Raw genomic sequence first — 17,003 nt, 5'->3', positions numbered from 1 at the left:
TCGGATCGTCCGGTTGCTGGCAAGATCGCAGCAGGGTGGCCCCGACCGCACACGATCAGTTGGCCAGCTTGCCGACGGTGGCACGGCCCGATGTCATGACCAGTGCGACGCCCACCGCCGCCACTGCCATCCCTGCCAGTGCAACCGGGCCAAAGGGCTCGTCGAGAATGATCCAGGCCAGAAGCGCCGCACTGGGCGGCACCAGAAAGAACCAGCCGGTCACCCGCGACGCTTCCCCGCGCTGGATCATCATGGTGAGCAGGATCATGGTGAACAGCGACATGACGACGACGATATAGCCCAGGGAAGCGATGAAGGTTGGCGTCCAGTTGATGGTCCCATCCTCGAACAGCCAACCGATGGGTGTAAGCAGCACCGCCGCGACCAGGAACTGGATAGCGGTGCCGCTGCGCGGATCCATCGTCCGGCAGAACTTCTTCTGGTAGAGCGTGCCGAAGGTAATGCCCAGCAGCCCCAGGAACGCCCAGGCCACACCCTCGGCACTGCCAAGGCCTGCCCCCAGCTTGTGGGAGACCACCAGCCCGACACCGGTCAGGCCCAGCGCGAGCCCCAGCCATTGTCGCGGCGAAACCCGCTCCCCCAGCAGAGGTCCGGCGAGTACGGCGGTGATGACCGGTTGCAGGCAGACAATCAGTGCCGCGGTACCAGCCCCGACCCCTCGCCCGAGGGCCAGCCAGGATCCGGCGAAGTAGATCGCCTGCAACATCACCCCGGCGATCATGACGTGCCCCAGCTCACGCCGGGACCGTGGCCAGGGCGCCCGCATGGCCAGCGCCAGCCCCGCCATCAGGATCGCAACGATCCAGTAGCGCAGGCTGAGGTATGTCAGGGGTTCCGCATCCGCGAGTCCGGCCTTGGCGGCAATGAAGCCACTGCTCCAGAGCAGCACGAACAGTGCAGGCGCGAACCTCAGCATGAGGTCATTGCGGTCGGCGGATGGAGGTTCGTGCATGTCTGCGGGCCGGCCACGTGTCTGGGGACCACATGCTAGCGGGGCCGGGCGGACGGGTAAGCAGAAAATTGCCCCTGCCCCGACGACCCGCGCGGCCCATGCGGCATGGTGTGGCGCGCGCGGGACACGTCGTCAGGACGGGACGAAGCTAGCGCCTGCCGGACGGCCCCGGATTGCCGTCGCGCCAGCTCGAAGTCGACTTGCAGCGACGACAGATGCGTTCTCCGAAGCCCGAACTGTCGAACTTCTCCTGACAGCGCAGGCAGGATCGTGTCTTCGCGACGTCGGCATTGGCGCGTGGCAGGGGCGCGTGGCCCCCGAAAACTTCAGGTTCTTTGCCGGTATGGCGTATCATGCAGTCTCCAGACACTGGTTTCGATAACTTGAGGAAGGGGCGGACGTGAAGGGCCAGTCGTGTCGAACGACCTTGGTGATGTCGGGTGAATTCATCGCGCGCATCAGGGCACCGTAGTTCATCTGGAAACTCACTTCGCTGCCGACGCTCAAAGCGGAATTCACTGCCCGGATGACCAAGTGGTCACTGGTGGCCCCGACAAACGCCACTCCCTCCGGCATTTCGAGTCCTGTCACATCGGTATCCTGCTGCCCGATCGCAAGCAGTGATCGGGGACAATGGTCATTGTCCGGCACCAGACGAAGTCCCCGCCAAGCAGGATCCGCAACGGCAAGCGATCCCGAAGTCGCCTTGACCTTGGACTCGATCACCTCCGCAATCAGCGTGAAGGCGTCGGTGTGGAGTCCATCGATACGGATACCTGAAAGGGGGTCAACGCCAAGAAGGATTGCTTCGCCCAACCGCAGATCATTGACCCGTGACAGTTCGCGACTTGCAAGGGCCCACGGCAGGTTGGCCGAATTGCCGCCGGAAACAGTGTCCAGCTTGCATCCCGTCGCGCCTTCGATGTCCGTTGCGATGGCCGAGAAACGCGCCATCGTGACGGCGTCAGGCGCGACACCACCGAGGCAGGCGAAGTTCGCGCCAATGCCCTTTAGGGAAACACCGGTCGTGGCAAGCACATCCCGGGCGAACGCTGTCAGGTCGGCCGACATGATCCCCTCGCGCATGTCGCCCATCTCGACCATCAGTACGATACCGTGAATCTTTCCCGTCTTGCGCGCAGCCGCAGCAAGGCACATGACGACCTCGATTTCGGTGTTGTAGCTGGTGACACAATCTTGGCTGACCAGCTCGGCCTGACTCTTCATCGGTGTCCGGATCATCGCAATGGGACACGTCATGCCCGCGCCGAGCAACCGCACGACATTGGTGATCCGTGACTCAGCCAATCCGGTGGCGCCCCCGTCCAGCATGGCCCTGGCAACGGCAGGGTGACCGCAGACAGCCTTGGTCACGCCTGTCACCCCGATGCCGTGTGCACGCAACTGTGTGACGATGTGACGTGTGTTGTACTGGATCTTTCCCAATTCGATCTCGATGCGCGGTGCCGTCATGCCATGGCCATGGCGGGCGCAGTGCGCAGTTCCGGAAATGCCGACAGCACCATCTCCGCGAGTTCCATCGCGGGGCGGCTCAACGCATCGGTCACGGGAATGCACAGTTCACTCTGGTAGCTGATGATGGCTGACCCGATATCGCTGTCGGTCATATCCTCGTGATTGATCGTCATGCCGATCACTCTGGTATCGGAGAACGCCTCGATCAGGGCGATCTCGTCACGTGGGTCGGGCATCGGCATCGTCGGAAAGTCACAGCGATGGGCGCGTCGGGGAGCATGCTGCAGGATGACCGCCTGCGGCTGGCTGCCGCGAAGGATGAACGCGGATGTGCAGAAGGCCGGGTGGCTCAACGCGCCCTGGCCCTCGATCAGGATAACGTCCGGCCGCTCGTTGACCGAGGCGGCGACAACTGCCCGCTCCAGTTCTCCGCAACAATATTGTGGCGGCACGGCGTCCAGCGCGACGCCGTAGCGCGCGCCCTGCATCAGACCCGTCTGGCCCGTTCCCACCACCACGGTGCGGATGCCGTGGTCGTTCAGGGCATCGGAGAGGACGGTCGCTGTTGTCCGCTTTCCGATTGCGCAATCCGTGCCCAGCACGGCAATGCGAATAGCCTCAACGTCGCCAACGCTGCCGTCGAACAGACGCATGTCCTTGACCGGGCGCGGCCTGCGGACGTCCCGGATGGCCACGCCATGAGAACGTGCTGCGGTGGCGATCTCGTCATCGTCGCCCAGATACTCGTGCAGACCGCTGACGATGTTCATGCCCCGCGTGATTGCCGCAAGCACCACGGCGCGATCCTTCGGCGACAGCTTTCCGTTGGCCGGTGCCATGCCGTAAATGAAGGTGTCGGGAACCAGTACCTCCTCGCCCAGCGCCGACCCGAGGTCGCGGTGGACCGGGATCTGGTTGGCGAGATGCCCAAGGATCTGACCACTGTCACGCCCGTCGTTATCACTGTCGATCACCGAGACAATGCGATACTTTTCCGAATGCCGGACAAGGCCATTGGCGGTCTTGCCGTCGATCTTCCCGAAATTTCCTTCGCAGTAGACGATTGCCGTGGGTGCTGATCCTGCCGGAACGTCGCTTGCTTGTCCGAGATCGACTGGGCGTTGGGTCTGCATGAGTGGTCCTTCTGGATAACATAATGGGATGGTCCACCGAAACTTTTGGTGACCCTGATGGACCCCTCGCACCTGGGATCCTGCGGTCTGGAGGATGAGGGGAAGTGCACCCGCGCCGATACATCGGGACGTGGCTTCAGAATCACGAATACTCCTGCCCGACAGCGGTCATCGGGCGCGGCGTGCGCGCTCAACGTCCGACGCTCACGTGCGGACCTGCGCGTTTCGCGACAAGCGTCTCGTTCTCCCGACGGCAGGTGCCGTAATTGTGCCTACTGGTGTCCCCGAGATCGGCAGGACCGGCGTCGGACGTGCCTTGCACACGCCCGACGCTGATCGGTCATCGCTATCTCAGGACGCGTCGAGATTCAGGCCTTCGACGCAGGCACGCGCCAGATTGACATCAGGTGAGTCGCTTCCCGGAGGCGTGGCCCAACCAGCTTCCATCACTGCCTTGTACCGGCTGTAGCCGACCGACTGGCTGATGGTCAGCACCTTGGCTTCCCGATCCGGATCGGCAGCAGCCGTATTGTGACAGACCGGCACCAGAGCGGCGACGACCTGGTCAGCGGCCATCGAATGCGCCATCTCGTTCGCCTTGCTGCCGGTCATCCAGCCGCCCGCGGAAAAGCCCACGATGGAGACGATGACACCGCCCACGATTGCGCCGTAGATGCCGGGTTTCGTCCATACGGGAAAATTCACTGTCGTTCCTCCGGCGGGGGAAGCGCCGCCTGCGCTATGATTGATCCTGTTCGAATTCACCTGCGCCCGCGTCCATCCTCATCAGGGTCGGACCGGCCCGCAGGGCACAGTCCCGGCCTGAACCGGCCCCGACACGGCATGGATTCCGCCTCGGTACCTGCAGTCACACGGTCGATTTCGCAGATTTTCGTCCGGCGGGATTCCCGATCACCTGTGAGCGATGGCCCCGCCATTCAGCCAATGTAGATTGCTTGATTTCACACGAACAACTGCACGGCAGATGCTTCTTCTACTTGATATTCATTGAAATGTCATCAGATATTTCGCAGAAGCGGAAGTCAGTGATTTTTCACTATGTTTTTATTATCGGTCCGGCAGGCAATATTTTTCGACGGAATTCAGCATTATTTTCTTTTCCATTTTCCGGATTGAAACAGGAAGTGCCAGGGTCTCACTCTGATTCCGGGAACCGGGCGACATTCACACCCGTTGAATCTGTCGCGATGCCAGGTTCCTACCCTACCTGACCACGATCAGGGATCGGCAGACCGGAACCGGTTTGCCTCCCCCTCACCGCACAAGTCAGTTCACGGCTGCGTCCGGAGCGCAATACCGCCGCATTCTCCCGGCGGTCAGCCCTTCAAGCGTCGCGCCGCCTGCCGCAGCACGTCCCGGTCGCCACGCTGCCAGGTCACCGTCAGGCTGTAGCGGCTGATCCGCCAGCCCTCTGCACGGCGAATCAGGTCGACGTCGTAATAGCCGCCGATCAGATAGTCCGGTTCCCCCCGCGCGCCGGACAGATGGTGCATCGCCTGCAGGTAGGCCGTCAGATGCGCCCGGTCCCCATCGATGCGGTGGACATGGTTGCCGGTCAGATGCTGCGTCGAGGTCAGCCCCCCGACTGTCCCGCGCATGATCTCGATCCAGTCCGCCCGCGCGCCCGACCATGGCTTGCCGCCAAGGGTCGTGAAGTCGCTTTCCACAGTCTCGTCGAAGACCTGCTCCAGCAGCCCCAGATCCTTCATGTCGATCGCCGTCGCATAGCGATGCATCACATCGCTGATCGCGAAACGGTCAGCGATGGTCCTGAGTTCAGTGTCTGTCATGGTGTCCTCCCCAATAGTCCGTACAGACTACAGCCATTTCATGGCGCGGGATCCCCCTGATGGTTCGGGACAGAACTTCACCATGTTGCGGCTCATGCAGGCTTCTCGAGGACGACCAGCTTGGTCATGGCGGGAATGAGGCTTTGCCCGCCGTCGGTCCCGAAGCCGATCTCGCGGCCCTTCGCGATCAGCCAGCCCACGGACAGTGAGCGCGCCTCCGGCGTGAATGCCATGTGCTGGAGCTGCCAGAGCGCCGCCAGGGCCGGGCCGGAGCGGTCTTCCTCCACCATGAAATCATGGATCAGCAGCTTGCCACCGGGTGCCAGCGCGGCATAGGCCTTCTCCAGCAGGGTCGCGACCGCGTCACCCGGAACACCACTCAACAGGTAGGACATCAGGATGGCATCCTGATCGCCCGGCCAGGCGACCTCCACCGCATTGCCCGGGATGTAGCGGACGCGGTCAACCAGATCGGCCTCCGCAATGAAGCGCCAGCCGATCTCCGCCACGTTCGGGAAGTCGATGATGGTCGAGTGCAGGTCCGTGTAGGCCTTGCACAGGCTGATCGTCATGGCCCCGGTGCCGCCGCCGACGTCCAGCAGGCTGGTCGCGCCGGACAGATCCACCAGTCGCGCCAGCGTGCGCCCCGGACCGAGCGAGCCGGCATGCTGGCTCTCGGAATAGACCGACGCCTGCTCCTCATCCGCCATCCAGTGACGGTAGGACGCGATGGCATCGTCCGACAGGTCGTCCTTCATCACCGCGTTCAACTGCAGCAGGAACGGGTACATCTGCTGGTCGATCTGGTAGCGCAGGTAGTCACCGAAATCGTACTTCGAATGTTTCGACAGGAAATTTTCCGCCGCCGGGGAGTTCTGCAGACGCCGGTCGTCAGCCCAGGTCAGGATGCCGATGCTCGCTAGCGCCGTGGTCAGCATGACGATCCTGTTCACGGGTACGCCAGTGGCCCTGGCGAGCTCCTCCGGCGTCCTGGGTTCCCCCGTCAACTCCGTGAAGAGGTCGATGTGCAGCCCTGCGAAGAGAGCCTTGGACGCCATGAAGCTGAAAGCGATGGTCGAAAGTTCTTCGGCGGTTTCCACACATTGTGCGCTCTCCGCTGCCACATCGCTCGCATGCACGGTCATGTCCGAACTCCTACTGATTTTGCTGGTGCGAACAGCATAGTCAGATTGGTTTGCAGTGCAACATACGCCAGATGATAGAAAAACCCGGATAACGGGAATCGTTCGGCAAACATCAATACTTTTGATTGATACTACCACAATTCATTTCAACAGGTCCATTTATTCAAGACAATTCATTACAAATATTATTTTATTGATGTTTATTTTTCATTATTGTTTCTTGATAATTTGCAATATTAATTCAGCAATATTTCATAAAGAAAAATTCTCCGCACAATCAGACGGATTTCACAATTTTCTACTGTTCAAGCAAGATGCAAAGCTCGCCACCGCAGCCTTTCCGGCCCTGCAATCCTCCCATGCAACTGGCATTCATCAAGGCAGCAGAAGCATCTCCGCAGGATTTCCTCCCACATGAGAAAGGCCGCCCGCAGTTTCCTGCGGACGGCCCCTCTCTCGTCCCGGTCCTGACCCGGCTGCCGGGTCAGGCACAACCGATCGCGCGGATCAGTTCTTTGCCTTGTCCACCAGGGCCTTCTCGGAGATCCAGGGCATCATGGCGCGCAGCTTGCCGCCGACTTCCTCGATCGGGTGCGCAGCGTTGCGGGCGCGGGTGGCCTTGAAGGAGGTCTGGCTGACCTTGTTCTCAAGCATCCAGTTGCGGGTGAACTTGCCCGACTGGATGTCGTCCAGGACACGCTTCATTTCCGCCTTGGTCTCGGAGGTCACGATGCGCGGGCCGGTGACATACTCGCCGTACTCCGCCGTGTTGGAGATGGAGTAGTTCATGTTGGCGATGCCGCCCTCGTAGATCAGGTCGACGATCAGCTTCACTTCGTGCAGGCACTCGAAATAGGCCATTTCCGGCGCGTAACCGGCCTCGACCAGGGTTTCGAAACCGGCACGGATCAGCTCGACCAGACCACCGCAGAGGACAACCTGCTCACCGAACAGGTCGGTCTCGCACTCTTCCTGGAACGTGGTCTCGATGACGCCCGCACGACCACCGCCGATGGCGCTGGCATAGGACAGGGCCACTTCCAGCGCATTGCCGGAGGCGTCCTGATGCACGGCGACCAGGCAGGGCACACCGCCGCCACGCTGGTACTCGGAGCGCACGGTATGGCCCGGACCCTTCGGCGCGATCATGAAGACGTCCAGATCGGCGCGCGGCTCGATCAGGTTGAAGTGGATGTTCAGGCCGTGCGCGAAGCAGATCGCGGCACCTTCCTGCATGTTCGGACCCAGGTCATCACGGTAGAGATCACCCTGCAGCTCGTCCGGGGTCAGCACCATGACCACATCGGCCCAGGCGGCACCGGAAGCCGGATCCATCACATCAAAGCCGGCCCCTTCCGCCTTCGGGCGGCTGCCGGAGCCTTCGCGCAGCGCAATGCGAACATTCTTCGCACCGGAGTCGCGCAGGTTCATGGCATGGGCATGGCCCTGGCTGCCGTAGCCAACGACCAGGACGTTCTTCGCCTTGATCAGGTTCACGTCCGCATCACGGTCGTAGTAAACACGCATTGTTCAGGTCCTCCTCAGGGTCTCGGTTCATGGGCGCTGCTGTGCCGCAAGTGCGGCCCTGGCGCAACGCCGTATTTCGCGGGGCGCGCCAGCGCGCGCGGTTGATTCCTCAGATTTCGTCCGGGCCACGGCTGATGGCGGCGACGCCGGTGCGGCTCATGTCCACCAGTCCCAGAGGCCGCATCAGGTCGGCAAAGGCGTCGATCTTGGAGGCGGAGCCGGTGATCTCGAAGACGAAGCTGCGGTCGGTCGCATCGACGGCACGGGCGCGGAAGATGTCGGCGATTCGCAGGGCCTCCACCCGCTTCTCACCGGAGTTGCGCACCTTCAGCAGCGCCAGCTCCCGCTCGATATGCGGTCCCTGCACGGTCAGGTCGGCAACCCGGTGCACCGGCACCAGCCGGTCGAGCTGTGCCTTGATCTGCTCGATGATCATCGGCGTGCCGGTGGTGACGATGTTGATGCGGGAAATCCCGTTGTCGCGATCGACCTCCGACACCGTCAGGCTGTCGATGTTGTAGCCACGACCGGAAAACAGGCCGATGACCCGGGCCAGGACGCCGGACTCATTGTCGACCACGGCGGATATCGTGTGACGTTCTATGGTGTCTTGCATGTCGCTTCACGGTGTGGCGAAGGCGATTACCTGTCCGGCATCCCCTTCGCGCGACCGTCCCTCCTGAGAGATAGAGTTCGTTGCGGTTCCGGCTCAGACGAGTGCCAGTCCCTGATCGGTGGCCTGGGGTGACTCCGCGCCCGCTTCGTTCCCCAGGATCATTTCGTTGTGTGCGGCCCCGGACGGCACCATCGGGTACACGTTCTCGGCCGGATCAACGCGAACATCGGCGATGACGGGCCGGTCCACGGCAATCATCTCGTCGATCAGGCTGTCCATCTCGTCCGGCGTTTCCGCCTTCAGGCCCACCGCACCGAAGCTCTCGGCCAGCTTCACGAAGTCCGGCAGGCTCTCCACGTAGCTCTCCGAATAGCGCTTGCCGTGCATCAGTTCCTGCCACTGGCGGACCATGCCCATCCACTGGTTGTTCAGGATGAAGATCTTCACAGGCAGCTTGTACTGCGCCAGCGTCGACATTTCCTGAATGTTCATCATGATCGAGGCTTCACCGGCGATATCGACCACCAGCTTGTCAGGGTGCGCGATCTGCGCGCCCATCGCCGCCGGCAGGCCGTAGCCCATGGTGCCGAGCCCGCCGGAGGTCATCCAGCGGTTCGGGCTTTCGAACTTGAAGAGCTGTGCCGCCCACATCTGATGCTGACCGACCTCCGTCGTGATGTAGGGGTCGCGGTCCTTGATCTTCTCGTACAGGGCCTCGACCGCACGCTGCGGCTTGATCAGCTTGTCGGTCTGTTCGTAGGCGAAGCTGTTGCGCGCCCGCCAGATGTCGATCTGACGCCACCAGGGCTCGATCCGGGCCGGATCGACCTGACGCGCGCCCGCCTTCCAGATGCGGATCATGTCTTCCAGGATGTGTGCCGCGTCGCCGATGATCGGCAGGTCCACCCGCACGTTCTTGTTGATCGAACTCGGATCGATGTCGATGTGGATCTTCTTCGACTTCGGCGAGAAGGCATCCAGACGCCCGGTCACCCGGTCATCGAAGCGCGCGCCGATGCAGATCATCACGTCACAGTCGTGCATGGCCCAGTTGGCCTCATACGACCCGTGCATGCCCAGCATGCCGAGATACTGCCGGTCCGACGCCGGATAGCCGCCCAGTCCCATCAGCGTGTTGGTGATGGGATAGCCGGTCATGCGCACGAACTGGGTCAGCAGCGCGGATGCCTTCGGCCCCGCATTGATGATGCCGCCGCCGGTATAGAAGATCGGCCGTTCCGCATTGGCGATCATCTCCACGGCTTCCCGGATCTTCTCCAGGTCACCCTTCACCCGCGGACGGTAGGTCTTGTGGCGCACCTTCTCCGGCGCCGTGTAGTCGGCGGTGTTGATCTGCACATCCTTCGGGATGTCGATGACCACCGGGCCGGGACGGCCATTGGTGGCAACGTAGAAGCCTTCATGGACCACCCGCGCCAGATCAGCCGTGTCCCGGACCAGATAGTTGTGCTTGGTGCAGGGGCGGGTGATGCCGGTGGTGTCGCATTCCTGGAACGCGTCGTTGCCGATCATGTGGGTCGCGACCTGCCCGGTCAGGCAGACGACGGGAATGGAATCCATCAGCGCGTCGGTCAGTCCGGTAACCGCATTGGTGGCACCGGGGCCGGAGGTGACGAGAACGACACCCGGCTTCCCCGTGGAGCGGGCATAGCCCTCCGCCGCATGAACCGCGCCGCCTTCCTGACGGACCAGGATGTGGCGAATGGAGTTCTGCTTGAACAGCGCATCGTAAATCGGCAGTACCGCGCCGCCAGGATACCCGAAGATGGTATCTACACCCTGATCGGTCAGTGCCTTGATCAGGATTTCCGCGCCGGTCATTGCGTTGTTCGACATGATACGCCTCGTTGCCTTGTCTGTTCCCCGGACGGGGGAGCAGTTCCTCGTTCCTCAAAATGAACAGCCCGTCACGCGCACGCGTCGCCTGAACTGGCCATTTCAACCCGGAAACGGCGCGACCGGTCAGAGGTCATCTCAGAGGGCCATCAGTTACAGAATACGCGCGGCGAACCGGGCGGCGCGAAACATAGGCAAGGGCTACCCCCCGGTCAACAGAAATTCGCTTATTTTCGGAAAGATTTCCCCGAAAACACTTTCTGTTTGTTTCGTATTCGAGCAAATATCCGCAACGATCTGATGACGGAACCAGGTCCCCTGTCGCTTGGCATAGCGGCGCGTGGCAGTCTGGGCCTGCGTTCGCGCCTCTTCCAGGCTCAGGTCTCCGTCCAGATGGGCAATCAGGGCCGGCACGCCGAGCGCCTTCATCGCGGGCAGATCCGGGTCGAGGCCGCGCGCATGCAGGCGTGCCACCTCCGCCAGTGCCCCCTCCGCCAGCATGGCATCGAAACGTGCGTCACAGCGGGCATAGAGGCCGTCGCGCGGCGGGTCCAGGACAACCGTGAATGTCCGTGCCCGGACGGGTGGAACTCCCGGCATCTGTTGCCAGTCGGTCAGCGATCGTCCGGTCCCGCGCCAGACCTCCCAGGCGCGAACCAGGCGCTGGCTGTCGCCGGCATTCAACCGTTCGGCCGCCACCGGATCGACCGCCATCAATCGCTGCCGCACCCTCTCCCCGCCCTCGCGCGCCAGTATCTCCGTCGCCTCCTGCCGGAACGCAGGAGCGATGTCGGGGATCGGTGCAAGGCCTTGCAGCAATGCCCGGACATACAGGCCGGTCCCGCCACAGAGCACGGGCACCTGCCCTGCCGCGTGACATGCCGCGATCTCTGCTGCCGCGCGCGCGGACCAGAGCGCCGCGGAGCAGGCCTCCGCCGCATCCTGAAAGCCGTAGAGCCGATGCGGGGCCATGGCCTCCAGTTCCGGCTCCGGCCGGGCGGTCAGGATATGCAGGTCACGATAGACCTGCATGGAGTCGCAATTGATCACGACCCCGCCCAGTTCCGCAGCCACGCGGGCAGCCAGCGCCGACTTGCCGCTCGCCGTCGGGCCGAGTATCAGCAACAGGTCGCCAGACGAAACTGGCTGTTCCGGAGGGGTATCGTTCATGGAAATGGTTCTGACGCTGGTGGGCAATGCGCGTCAACCACTGACAGCGGCACAGGTCGCCGCCGTCCGCGCCGCAACGGACGCATCCGCCCCGGTTCACGAACTGGGGCCGGACGCCGTCGAGTTCCCCGTCGAGGTACGGCCCGCCGATGCATCGGAGCTGGAGCAGCGGGCCATTGATGCCCTTGACGGGGCAGCGGTCGATCTGGCTCTCACCGGCACCGGGAACCGGCGCAAGCGCCTGCTGATCGCCGACATGGACTCCACCATCATCACCGTCGAGTGCATTGACGAACTGGCCGACTTCGCAGGTGTGCGGGACGCGGTTTCCGGCATTACCGAACGCGCCATGCGCGGCGAGATCGATTTCGAGGACGCGCTGCTGGAACGTGTCGGACTGATGAAGGGTCTGCCGGAGTCAGTGCTGCAGCAGGCCTTCGACGACCGCGTCCGACTGACAGACGGGGCCGCTGTCCTGACACGGACGATGCGGGCCGGGGGGGGCCATGCGGCACTGGTGTCGGGGGGCTTCACGTTCTTCACCGAACGGGTGGCGCACCTGGCCGGGTTCGACGAACATCACGCCAACACGCTGCTGTTTCAGGACGGCCACCTGACCGGCGATGTCGGTCGCCCGATCCTGGGCCGACAGGCCAAGCTGGACCAGCTCAACCGCATCACGACGGAACTCGGGATCACCAACGAGGACGCGCTGGCGGTGGGCGACGGGGCCAATGACCTGGCCATGATCCAGGCCTCCGGTCTTGGTGTCGCCTTTCATGCAAAGCCGATGACGGCGGCGGCAGCGGGCGCGCGCGTACTGCATGGCGACCTGACGGTGCTGCTCTATTATCAGGGGATTCCATTCAGCGAATGGGCGACCTGACTGGGGGAGACACGGTCAATGACGGACGAGATCGAACGGGTGACCTATGCGGTCACCGACCGGGTGGCGGTGCTGACGATGCAGCATCCGCCGGTCAATGCCGTGGACATGGAACAGATCGGGGCGATCCATGCCGGTCTGAAGCGCGCCGATGCCGACCCGGATGTCGGCGCCATCGTGCTGACCAGCGCCGTCGATGGCTATTTCTGTGCCGGGATGGACCTGAAGATGGTGCAGCGCGGCGGTGTTGCGGCCTTCCGGCGCTTTCTGGAGACATTCTATCTCGAAACCCTGGACATCCAGCACCGTCTGACCAAGCCGACGATCACCGCGATCAATGGCACCGCCCTTGGCGCGGGGATGACACTCTCCATCACCAGCGACGTGCTGATTGCCGCCGATGATGCCCGGCTGGGCTATCCGGAGATCAATGTCGGGGTGCTGCCCGCCATCCACTTTGCCCACCTGCCCCGAATCGCGGGCCGCCACCGGGCCTTCGAATATCTCTTCACCGGGGACATGCTGCCGCCCGAGAGCCTGCGGGAGATCGGCGTGATCAACCATGTCGTTCCGGTCGCCGATGTGCTTCCGAAGGCCATGGAGATCGGGCGCAAGTTCGCCGCCAAGTCGCCCGCCATCATGGCCGTCGGTCGCCGCGCCTTCAGCCGGGCCAACGACCTCGACTACCGCCGCGATGTCGCCAACCAGGTTGAGATGATGTGCGCCCTGCTGGGCACCGAGGATGCGATGGAGGGTCTGACCGCCTTCACGGAGAAGCGCAAGCCGCGCTGGACCGGCAAATAGGCCGGGGGAAAGAGGACTCTCGCAAACGAACAATTCGGTAACCCGAACGGTCTTTGCTCGCTGGACAAGTCCCCGGGCATTTTGCACTCTGGCAAGAGAACTGGAAAACCAGTCATTGTTTGCTGCCTGACAGGGGCAGCCATATGGGAGGATACAAGAGGTGTTCAAACTTAGTTTGGGGCAGCGTTCGCGACGTGTGCTGACTGCCACTGCCGCAATCGCGCTGGCAGCGACGCTCGCCGTCAACAATGTTCACGCAGCATCACACAGCGGCGCGGTGAAGGGCGGCACCCTGATCGTCGGCGTCGAGACCGACTCGCGCGGCTTTGACGCGGTCAAGGGCGGTGTGCTTGGCGTCAGCGCCGGAACGGTCTCTCTGGCAGTCCACGACACGCTGCTGAAGTACAACGAGAAGACCAAGGAATTCGAACCCAATCTGGCAACCGCCTGGGAAGCGTCCGAGGACAACAAGAGCTGGACCGTTACCCTGCGCAAGGGCGTGAAGTTCCATGACGGCTCCGACTTCACCGCCAAGGATGTCGCGGACCATTTCAACCGCATCCTCGATCCGGCGAACAAGTCGCGCAGCCGGTCGTTCATCACGGCGATAACCGGTGTCGAGGCCATCGACGACCACACCGTCAAGTTCAACCTGGCACACCCCTGGCTGCCGCTGCTGGGCAACCTTGCGGCGCCGAGCATGATCGGGCTGATCCCGTCGAGTGCCAATGTCGCCGCCGACAAGCAAAACCGGGAGCCGATCGGTACCGGCCCGTTCATGTTCGACAGCTGGGCCGGTGGTGACCGCATCACCATCAAGCGGAACCCGAACTACTGGAACAAGGACGCGGTGCATCTCGACGAGATCGTCTTCCGTATCCTGCCCGATACCCAGGCCCGCTTTGCCAGCCTGCGTTCCGGCGAGATCGACCTGATCTGGACCGACCGCGGCAGTTCCATCGTGGAGGCGCAGAAAGACCCGAATCTCACCACTGTCGTTCGTGACGGCAAGGGTGCCGCGGTCACCTTCATCAATGCGTCCAAGCCGCCGCTGGATGACGCCCGCGTGCGCCAGGCCATTTCCCACGCCTGGAACCAGACTGCGCTCCTGAAGGTCACCTGGAAGGATACCCGTCCGTTCGCGGAACACCCGCTGGGTACCGAATCCAAGTGTGATGCCGGATATCGCCATTACGATCCGGCAAAGGCCAAGGCCCTGCTGGCTGACTATGGCAAGCCGGTGAAGATCAGCATGATCCACACCACGACCCCGCGCGGCCGTGAGTTTGGCGAGATCTATCAGCAGCTGCTGAAGCAGGTCGGCATCGAACTGGAACTCGTCCCGGTCGATCAGAACACGCTGGTGAAGAAGGTCTTCACCAACGACTACATGATCTCCGGCTGGCGGATTGCCGATGCGGACGATGTGGGTCCGCAGACCTTCGCCCTGTCCTTCTCCAAGAGCTCCTACAACCTCACCCGCCTGATGTTGCCGGAAATGGACAAGGTTGCGCTCGCCATGCGGACGGCGGCTGATCCGGCTGTGCGCGAGAAGTTCCATTGCGATCTGATGCGCATGGTCAATGACCAGGGCAACATGCAGTACCGTGGTGGCAACCGCTACTACGCCTTCCATGGCACCAACACCCACAACATCGGCATCGATGGTCTGGGTGTGGTCAGGGTCTCCGGCGCATGGAAGGACAAGTGATCAGCAGATCATTCATCTGAACAACTGCTGAGACTGCAGACATGCGTTACCTGCTGAAACGGGTACGGCGACTGGTCGTCGTGATCTTCGCCGTCACCCTTTTCACCTTCCTGCTGGTCAACGTCCTGCCGGGTGATGTCGCCTATGACATTGCCGGGCAGGACGCATCGGAGGAGGAGGTACAGGCCATTCGTGCCGACCTGGGCCTCGACCGGCCGGTCATGGTCCGATACGCGGAATGGCTGGGGGACTTCGTTCAGGGTGACTGGGGTCGCTCCTTCCGCACGGACGAACCGGTGGTGGACGCCATCCTGTCCCGCTTTCCGGTCTCTCTCGAACTCATGCTGGTGGCGCAGGTCTTCGCGCTGATCCTGGCTGTTCCGTTCGGCATACTTGCCGCCTATCGCGCCGGACGCACGGTCGACCGGACCATTGCGACGGCGGGCTTCATGTCCTTGTCCGTTCCGTCATTCATGGCGGCAATCCTGCTGATCCTGGTCGTATCCCTCAATCTCGGCTGGCTGCCCACATCCGAATACGAGCCGCTGTCGGCAGGTCTCTGGGCGAACCTGCGGGCTTTCATCCTTCCGGCGCTGGCCATCGCCATGGCCGAATGGGTGGTGCTGATGCGGGTATTGCGGGCCGACATGATCGGCGTGCTGCAACAGGACTACATCTCGCTCGCGCGGGCCAAGGGACTGCCGGTCTGCCACGTCATCCTGCGCCACGCACTGAAGCCGGCTTCCTTCTCGATGATCACGGTCCTGGGCCTGCAGATCGGCAATCTGGTCGGCGGCTCGATCATCATCGAATCCATCTTTGCCCTGCCCGGTGTCGGTCGCCTGCTGATCAACGCGATCTATGCCCGTGACTTCATCGTGGTCCAGGGCGTCGTGGTCTTCATCGCCTTTGCCTACGTGCTGGTGAACTTCATCGTTGACCTGCTCTATGCCGTGCTGGACCCCCGTATCCGGACGGAGCGCGCCGATGGCTGATCCCACAACCAACCGTCCCCTTCATCCGGCACGGCCGACACTTTCACGGTTCCGCCGCATGCGGCCTACGACTGGCAAGTCCGGACAGTTCGGCATTGCCTTCTGGCTGCCCCTCGCCTGGCTGTTCCTGATCAGTTTCACGGCGATCTTCGCGCCCTGGATCGGCATCCAGGATCCGGACTCACTGGATTTCGTCAATCTTCAGACGCCACCGAACGACGCGCACCTGCTCGGCACGGATCACCTGGGTCGCGATGTGCTGGCGCGCGTCGTCTACGGCGCCCGCGTGTCGCTGGTCGTCGGCTTCTGCGCGCCGGTGGTCGGCATGCTGCTGGGCCTGCCCATCGGCATGATCGCAGGCTATTTCGGCGGGCGCATCGACGGTTTCATCGTCGGCTCCATCGATACCTTCCTGGCCGTTCCCGGTCTCGTGCTGCTGTTGCTGTTCTCTCTCATCTTCGGTGGCAGCCTGCTGGTGGTGACCGTCAGTCTGGGACTGCTGTTCATTCCGATCTTCTCCCGCATCAGCCGGGCCGCGACGCTCAGCTTCAAGTCGTCGGAGTTCATCCTTGCGGCACGCACAATCGGCGCGAACGACTTCAACATCCTCGTGCGCGAACTGTTGCCCAATGTCGTGCTGCCGGTGCTGGCGTTCGGCCTGGTCGCCGTGGCCAGCGCCATCGTGGTGGAGGGCGCGCTGAGCTTCCTCGGCCTGTCGGTGCCCGCCCCTCACCCGAGCTGGGGCGGCATGATCGCGGGCGGTCGGGAGCATCTGGAGGAATCCCCCCATATCAGCGTCTTTCCGGCAATCGTCATGTTCCTGACGGTGCTGTCCTTCAACCTGGTGGGTGACACGCTGCGCAGCCGCTTCGCGGATGTGCGGGAGGCGGCGATCTGAT

Annotated in this window: 15 protein-coding genes; 5 read left to right on the top strand and 10 right to left on the bottom strand. The window is 62.7% G+C overall.

What is annotated here, in order from left to right:
- Positions 1–55 precede the first annotated feature (55 nt).
- The 10 genes from QGV55_RS07600 to miaA all read right to left on the bottom strand — a co-directional run bounded on the left by QGV55_RS07600 (position 56) and on the right by miaA (position 11,708).
- On the bottom strand, positions 56–973 hold the full coding sequence (locus QGV55_RS07600; RefSeq protein ID WP_281017435.1) for a DMT family transporter: 918 nt from the start codon (positions 971–973) through the stop codon (positions 56–58).
- A gap of 351 nt (positions 974–1,324) precedes the next feature.
- Positions 1,325–2,446: an alanine/ornithine racemase family PLP-dependent enzyme gene (locus tag QGV55_RS07595; protein ID WP_281017436.1), complete on the bottom strand. Its 1,122-nt coding sequence runs from the start codon at positions 2,444–2,446 to the stop codon at positions 1,325–1,327.
- The gene (locus QGV55_RS07590; protein ID WP_281017438.1) at positions 2,443–3,582 is read right to left on the bottom strand and encodes a DUF1611 domain-containing protein; all 1,140 of its coding nucleotides are present in this window, start codon (positions 3,580–3,582) and stop codon (positions 2,443–2,445) included. The genes QGV55_RS07595 and QGV55_RS07590 overlap by 4 nt, the downstream gene beginning before the upstream one ends.
- Before the next feature lie 351 nt (positions 3,583–3,933).
- Positions 3,934–4,287, bottom strand: coding sequence for a hypothetical protein (locus QGV55_RS07585; protein ID WP_281017439.1), 354 nt, complete (start codon positions 4,285–4,287; stop codon positions 3,934–3,936).
- Positions 4,288–4,919: 632 nt separating this feature from the next.
- On the bottom strand, positions 4,920–5,393 hold the full coding sequence (locus tag QGV55_RS07580; RefSeq protein WP_281017440.1) for a nuclear transport factor 2 family protein: 474 nt from the start codon (positions 5,391–5,393) through the stop codon (positions 4,920–4,922).
- Positions 5,394–5,485: 92 nt separating this feature from the next.
- Entirely contained in the window at positions 5,486–6,538 is a 1,053-nt protein-coding gene (locus QGV55_RS07575) for a methyltransferase (protein WP_281017441.1), read from the bottom strand.
- 507 nt (positions 6,539–7,045) lie between these two features.
- Positions 7,046–8,065: a ketol-acid reductoisomerase gene (ilvC, locus tag QGV55_RS07570; protein ID WP_281017442.1), complete on the bottom strand. Its 1,020-nt coding sequence runs from the start codon at positions 8,063–8,065 to the stop codon at positions 7,046–7,048.
- Positions 8,066–8,174: 109 nt separating this feature from the next.
- Positions 8,175–8,681 (bottom strand): acetolactate synthase small subunit, encoded by a 507-nt coding sequence (gene ilvN, locus QGV55_RS07565; protein ID WP_281017443.1) that lies wholly within the window; start codon positions 8,679–8,681, stop codon positions 8,175–8,177.
- A 93-nt stretch (positions 8,682–8,774) separates the two neighbouring features.
- Entirely contained in the window at positions 8,775–10,538 is a 1,764-nt protein-coding gene (locus tag QGV55_RS07560; RefSeq protein WP_281017444.1) for an acetolactate synthase 3 large subunit, read from the bottom strand.
- A 201-nt stretch (positions 10,539–10,739) separates the two neighbouring features.
- A complete protein-coding gene (gene miaA / locus QGV55_RS07555; RefSeq protein ID WP_281017445.1) occupies positions 10,740–11,708 on the bottom strand; it encodes a tRNA (adenosine(37)-N6)-dimethylallyltransferase MiaA in 969 nt (322 codons plus the stop codon).
- Here miaA and serB point away from each other — a divergent pair.
- The 5 genes from serB to QGV55_RS07530 all read left to right on the top strand — a co-directional run bounded on the left by serB (position 11,707) and on the right by QGV55_RS07530 (position 17,002).
- Positions 11,707–12,594 (top strand): phosphoserine phosphatase SerB, encoded by an 888-nt coding sequence (gene serB, locus QGV55_RS07550; RefSeq protein ID WP_281017446.1) that lies wholly within the window; start codon positions 11,707–11,709, stop codon positions 12,592–12,594. The two genes, miaA and serB, sit on opposite strands and share 2 nt — an antisense overlap.
- A gap of 18 nt (positions 12,595–12,612) precedes the next feature.
- Positions 12,613–13,398: an enoyl-CoA hydratase/isomerase family protein gene (locus QGV55_RS07545; protein WP_281017447.1), complete on the top strand. Its 786-nt coding sequence runs from the start codon at positions 12,613–12,615 to the stop codon at positions 13,396–13,398.
- Positions 13,399–13,558: 160 nt separating this feature from the next.
- The gene (locus QGV55_RS07540; RefSeq protein WP_281017448.1) at positions 13,559–15,109 is read left to right on the top strand and encodes an ABC transporter substrate-binding protein; all 1,551 of its coding nucleotides are present in this window, start codon (positions 13,559–13,561) and stop codon (positions 15,107–15,109) included.
- Positions 15,110–15,150: 41 nt separating this feature from the next.
- Complete coding sequence (locus tag QGV55_RS07535; protein ID WP_281017449.1) at positions 15,151–16,104, top strand: ABC transporter permease; 954 nt, start codon at positions 15,151–15,153, stop codon at positions 16,102–16,104.
- A gap of 58 nt (positions 16,105–16,162) precedes the next feature.
- The gene (locus QGV55_RS07530) at positions 16,163–17,002 is read left to right on the top strand and encodes an ABC transporter permease (protein ID WP_281017450.1); all 840 of its coding nucleotides are present in this window, start codon (positions 16,163–16,165) and stop codon (positions 17,000–17,002) included.
- Position 17,003: the final 1 nt, after the last annotated feature.

Origin of the sequence: Minwuia sp. IMCC3009 (genome assembly GCF_029909415.1) — a bacterium.
Classification (GTDB): Bacteria; Pseudomonadota; Alphaproteobacteria; order Minwuiales; family Minwuiaceae; genus Minwuia.
The sequence above is the reverse complement of the archived record's forward strand: the minus strand, read 5'-3'. Positions and strand labels throughout refer to the sequence as shown.

Excerpts from the sequence above, each read along its gene's own strand:
- QGV55_RS07600 (WP_281017435.1), bottom strand. The coding sequence starts at position 973 with ATGCACGAACCTCCATCCGCCGACCGCAATGACCTCATGCTGAGGTTC.
- QGV55_RS07595 (WP_281017436.1), bottom strand. The coding sequence starts at position 2,446 with ATGACGGCACCGCGCATCGAGATCGAATTGGGAAAGATCCAGTACAAC.
- QGV55_RS07590 (WP_281017438.1), bottom strand. The coding sequence starts at position 3,582 with ATGCAGACCCAACGCCCAGTCGATCTCGGACAAGCAAGCGACGTTCCG.
- QGV55_RS07580 (WP_281017440.1), bottom strand. The coding sequence starts at position 5,393 with ATGACAGACACTGAACTCAGGACCATCGCTGACCGTTTCGCGATCAGC.
- QGV55_RS07575 (WP_281017441.1), bottom strand. The coding sequence starts at position 6,538 with ATGACCGTGCATGCGAGCGATGTGGCAGCGGAGAGCGCACAATGTGTG.
- ilvC (WP_281017442.1), bottom strand. The coding sequence starts at position 8,065 with ATGCGTGTTTACTACGACCGTGATGCGGACGTGAACCTGATCAAGGCG.
- ilvN (WP_281017443.1), bottom strand. The coding sequence starts at position 8,681 with ATGCAAGACACCATAGAACGTCACACGATATCCGCCGTGGTCGACAAT.
- QGV55_RS07560 (WP_281017444.1), bottom strand. The coding sequence starts at position 10,538 with ATGTCGAACAACGCAATGACCGGCGCGGAAATCCTGATCAAGGCACTG.
- serB (WP_281017446.1), top strand. The coding sequence starts at position 11,707 with ATGGAAATGGTTCTGACGCTGGTGGGCAATGCGCGTCAACCACTGACA.
- miaA (WP_281017445.1), bottom strand. The coding sequence starts at position 11,708 with ATGAACGATACCCCTCCGGAACAGCCAGTTTCGTCTGGCGACCTGTTG.
- QGV55_RS07545 (WP_281017447.1), top strand. The coding sequence starts at position 12,613 with ATGACGGACGAGATCGAACGGGTGACCTATGCGGTCACCGACCGGGTG.
- QGV55_RS07535 (WP_281017449.1), top strand. The coding sequence starts at position 15,151 with ATGCGTTACCTGCTGAAACGGGTACGGCGACTGGTCGTCGTGATCTTC.
- QGV55_RS07530 (WP_281017450.1), top strand. The coding sequence starts at position 16,163 with ATGCGGCCTACGACTGGCAAGTCCGGACAGTTCGGCATTGCCTTCTGG.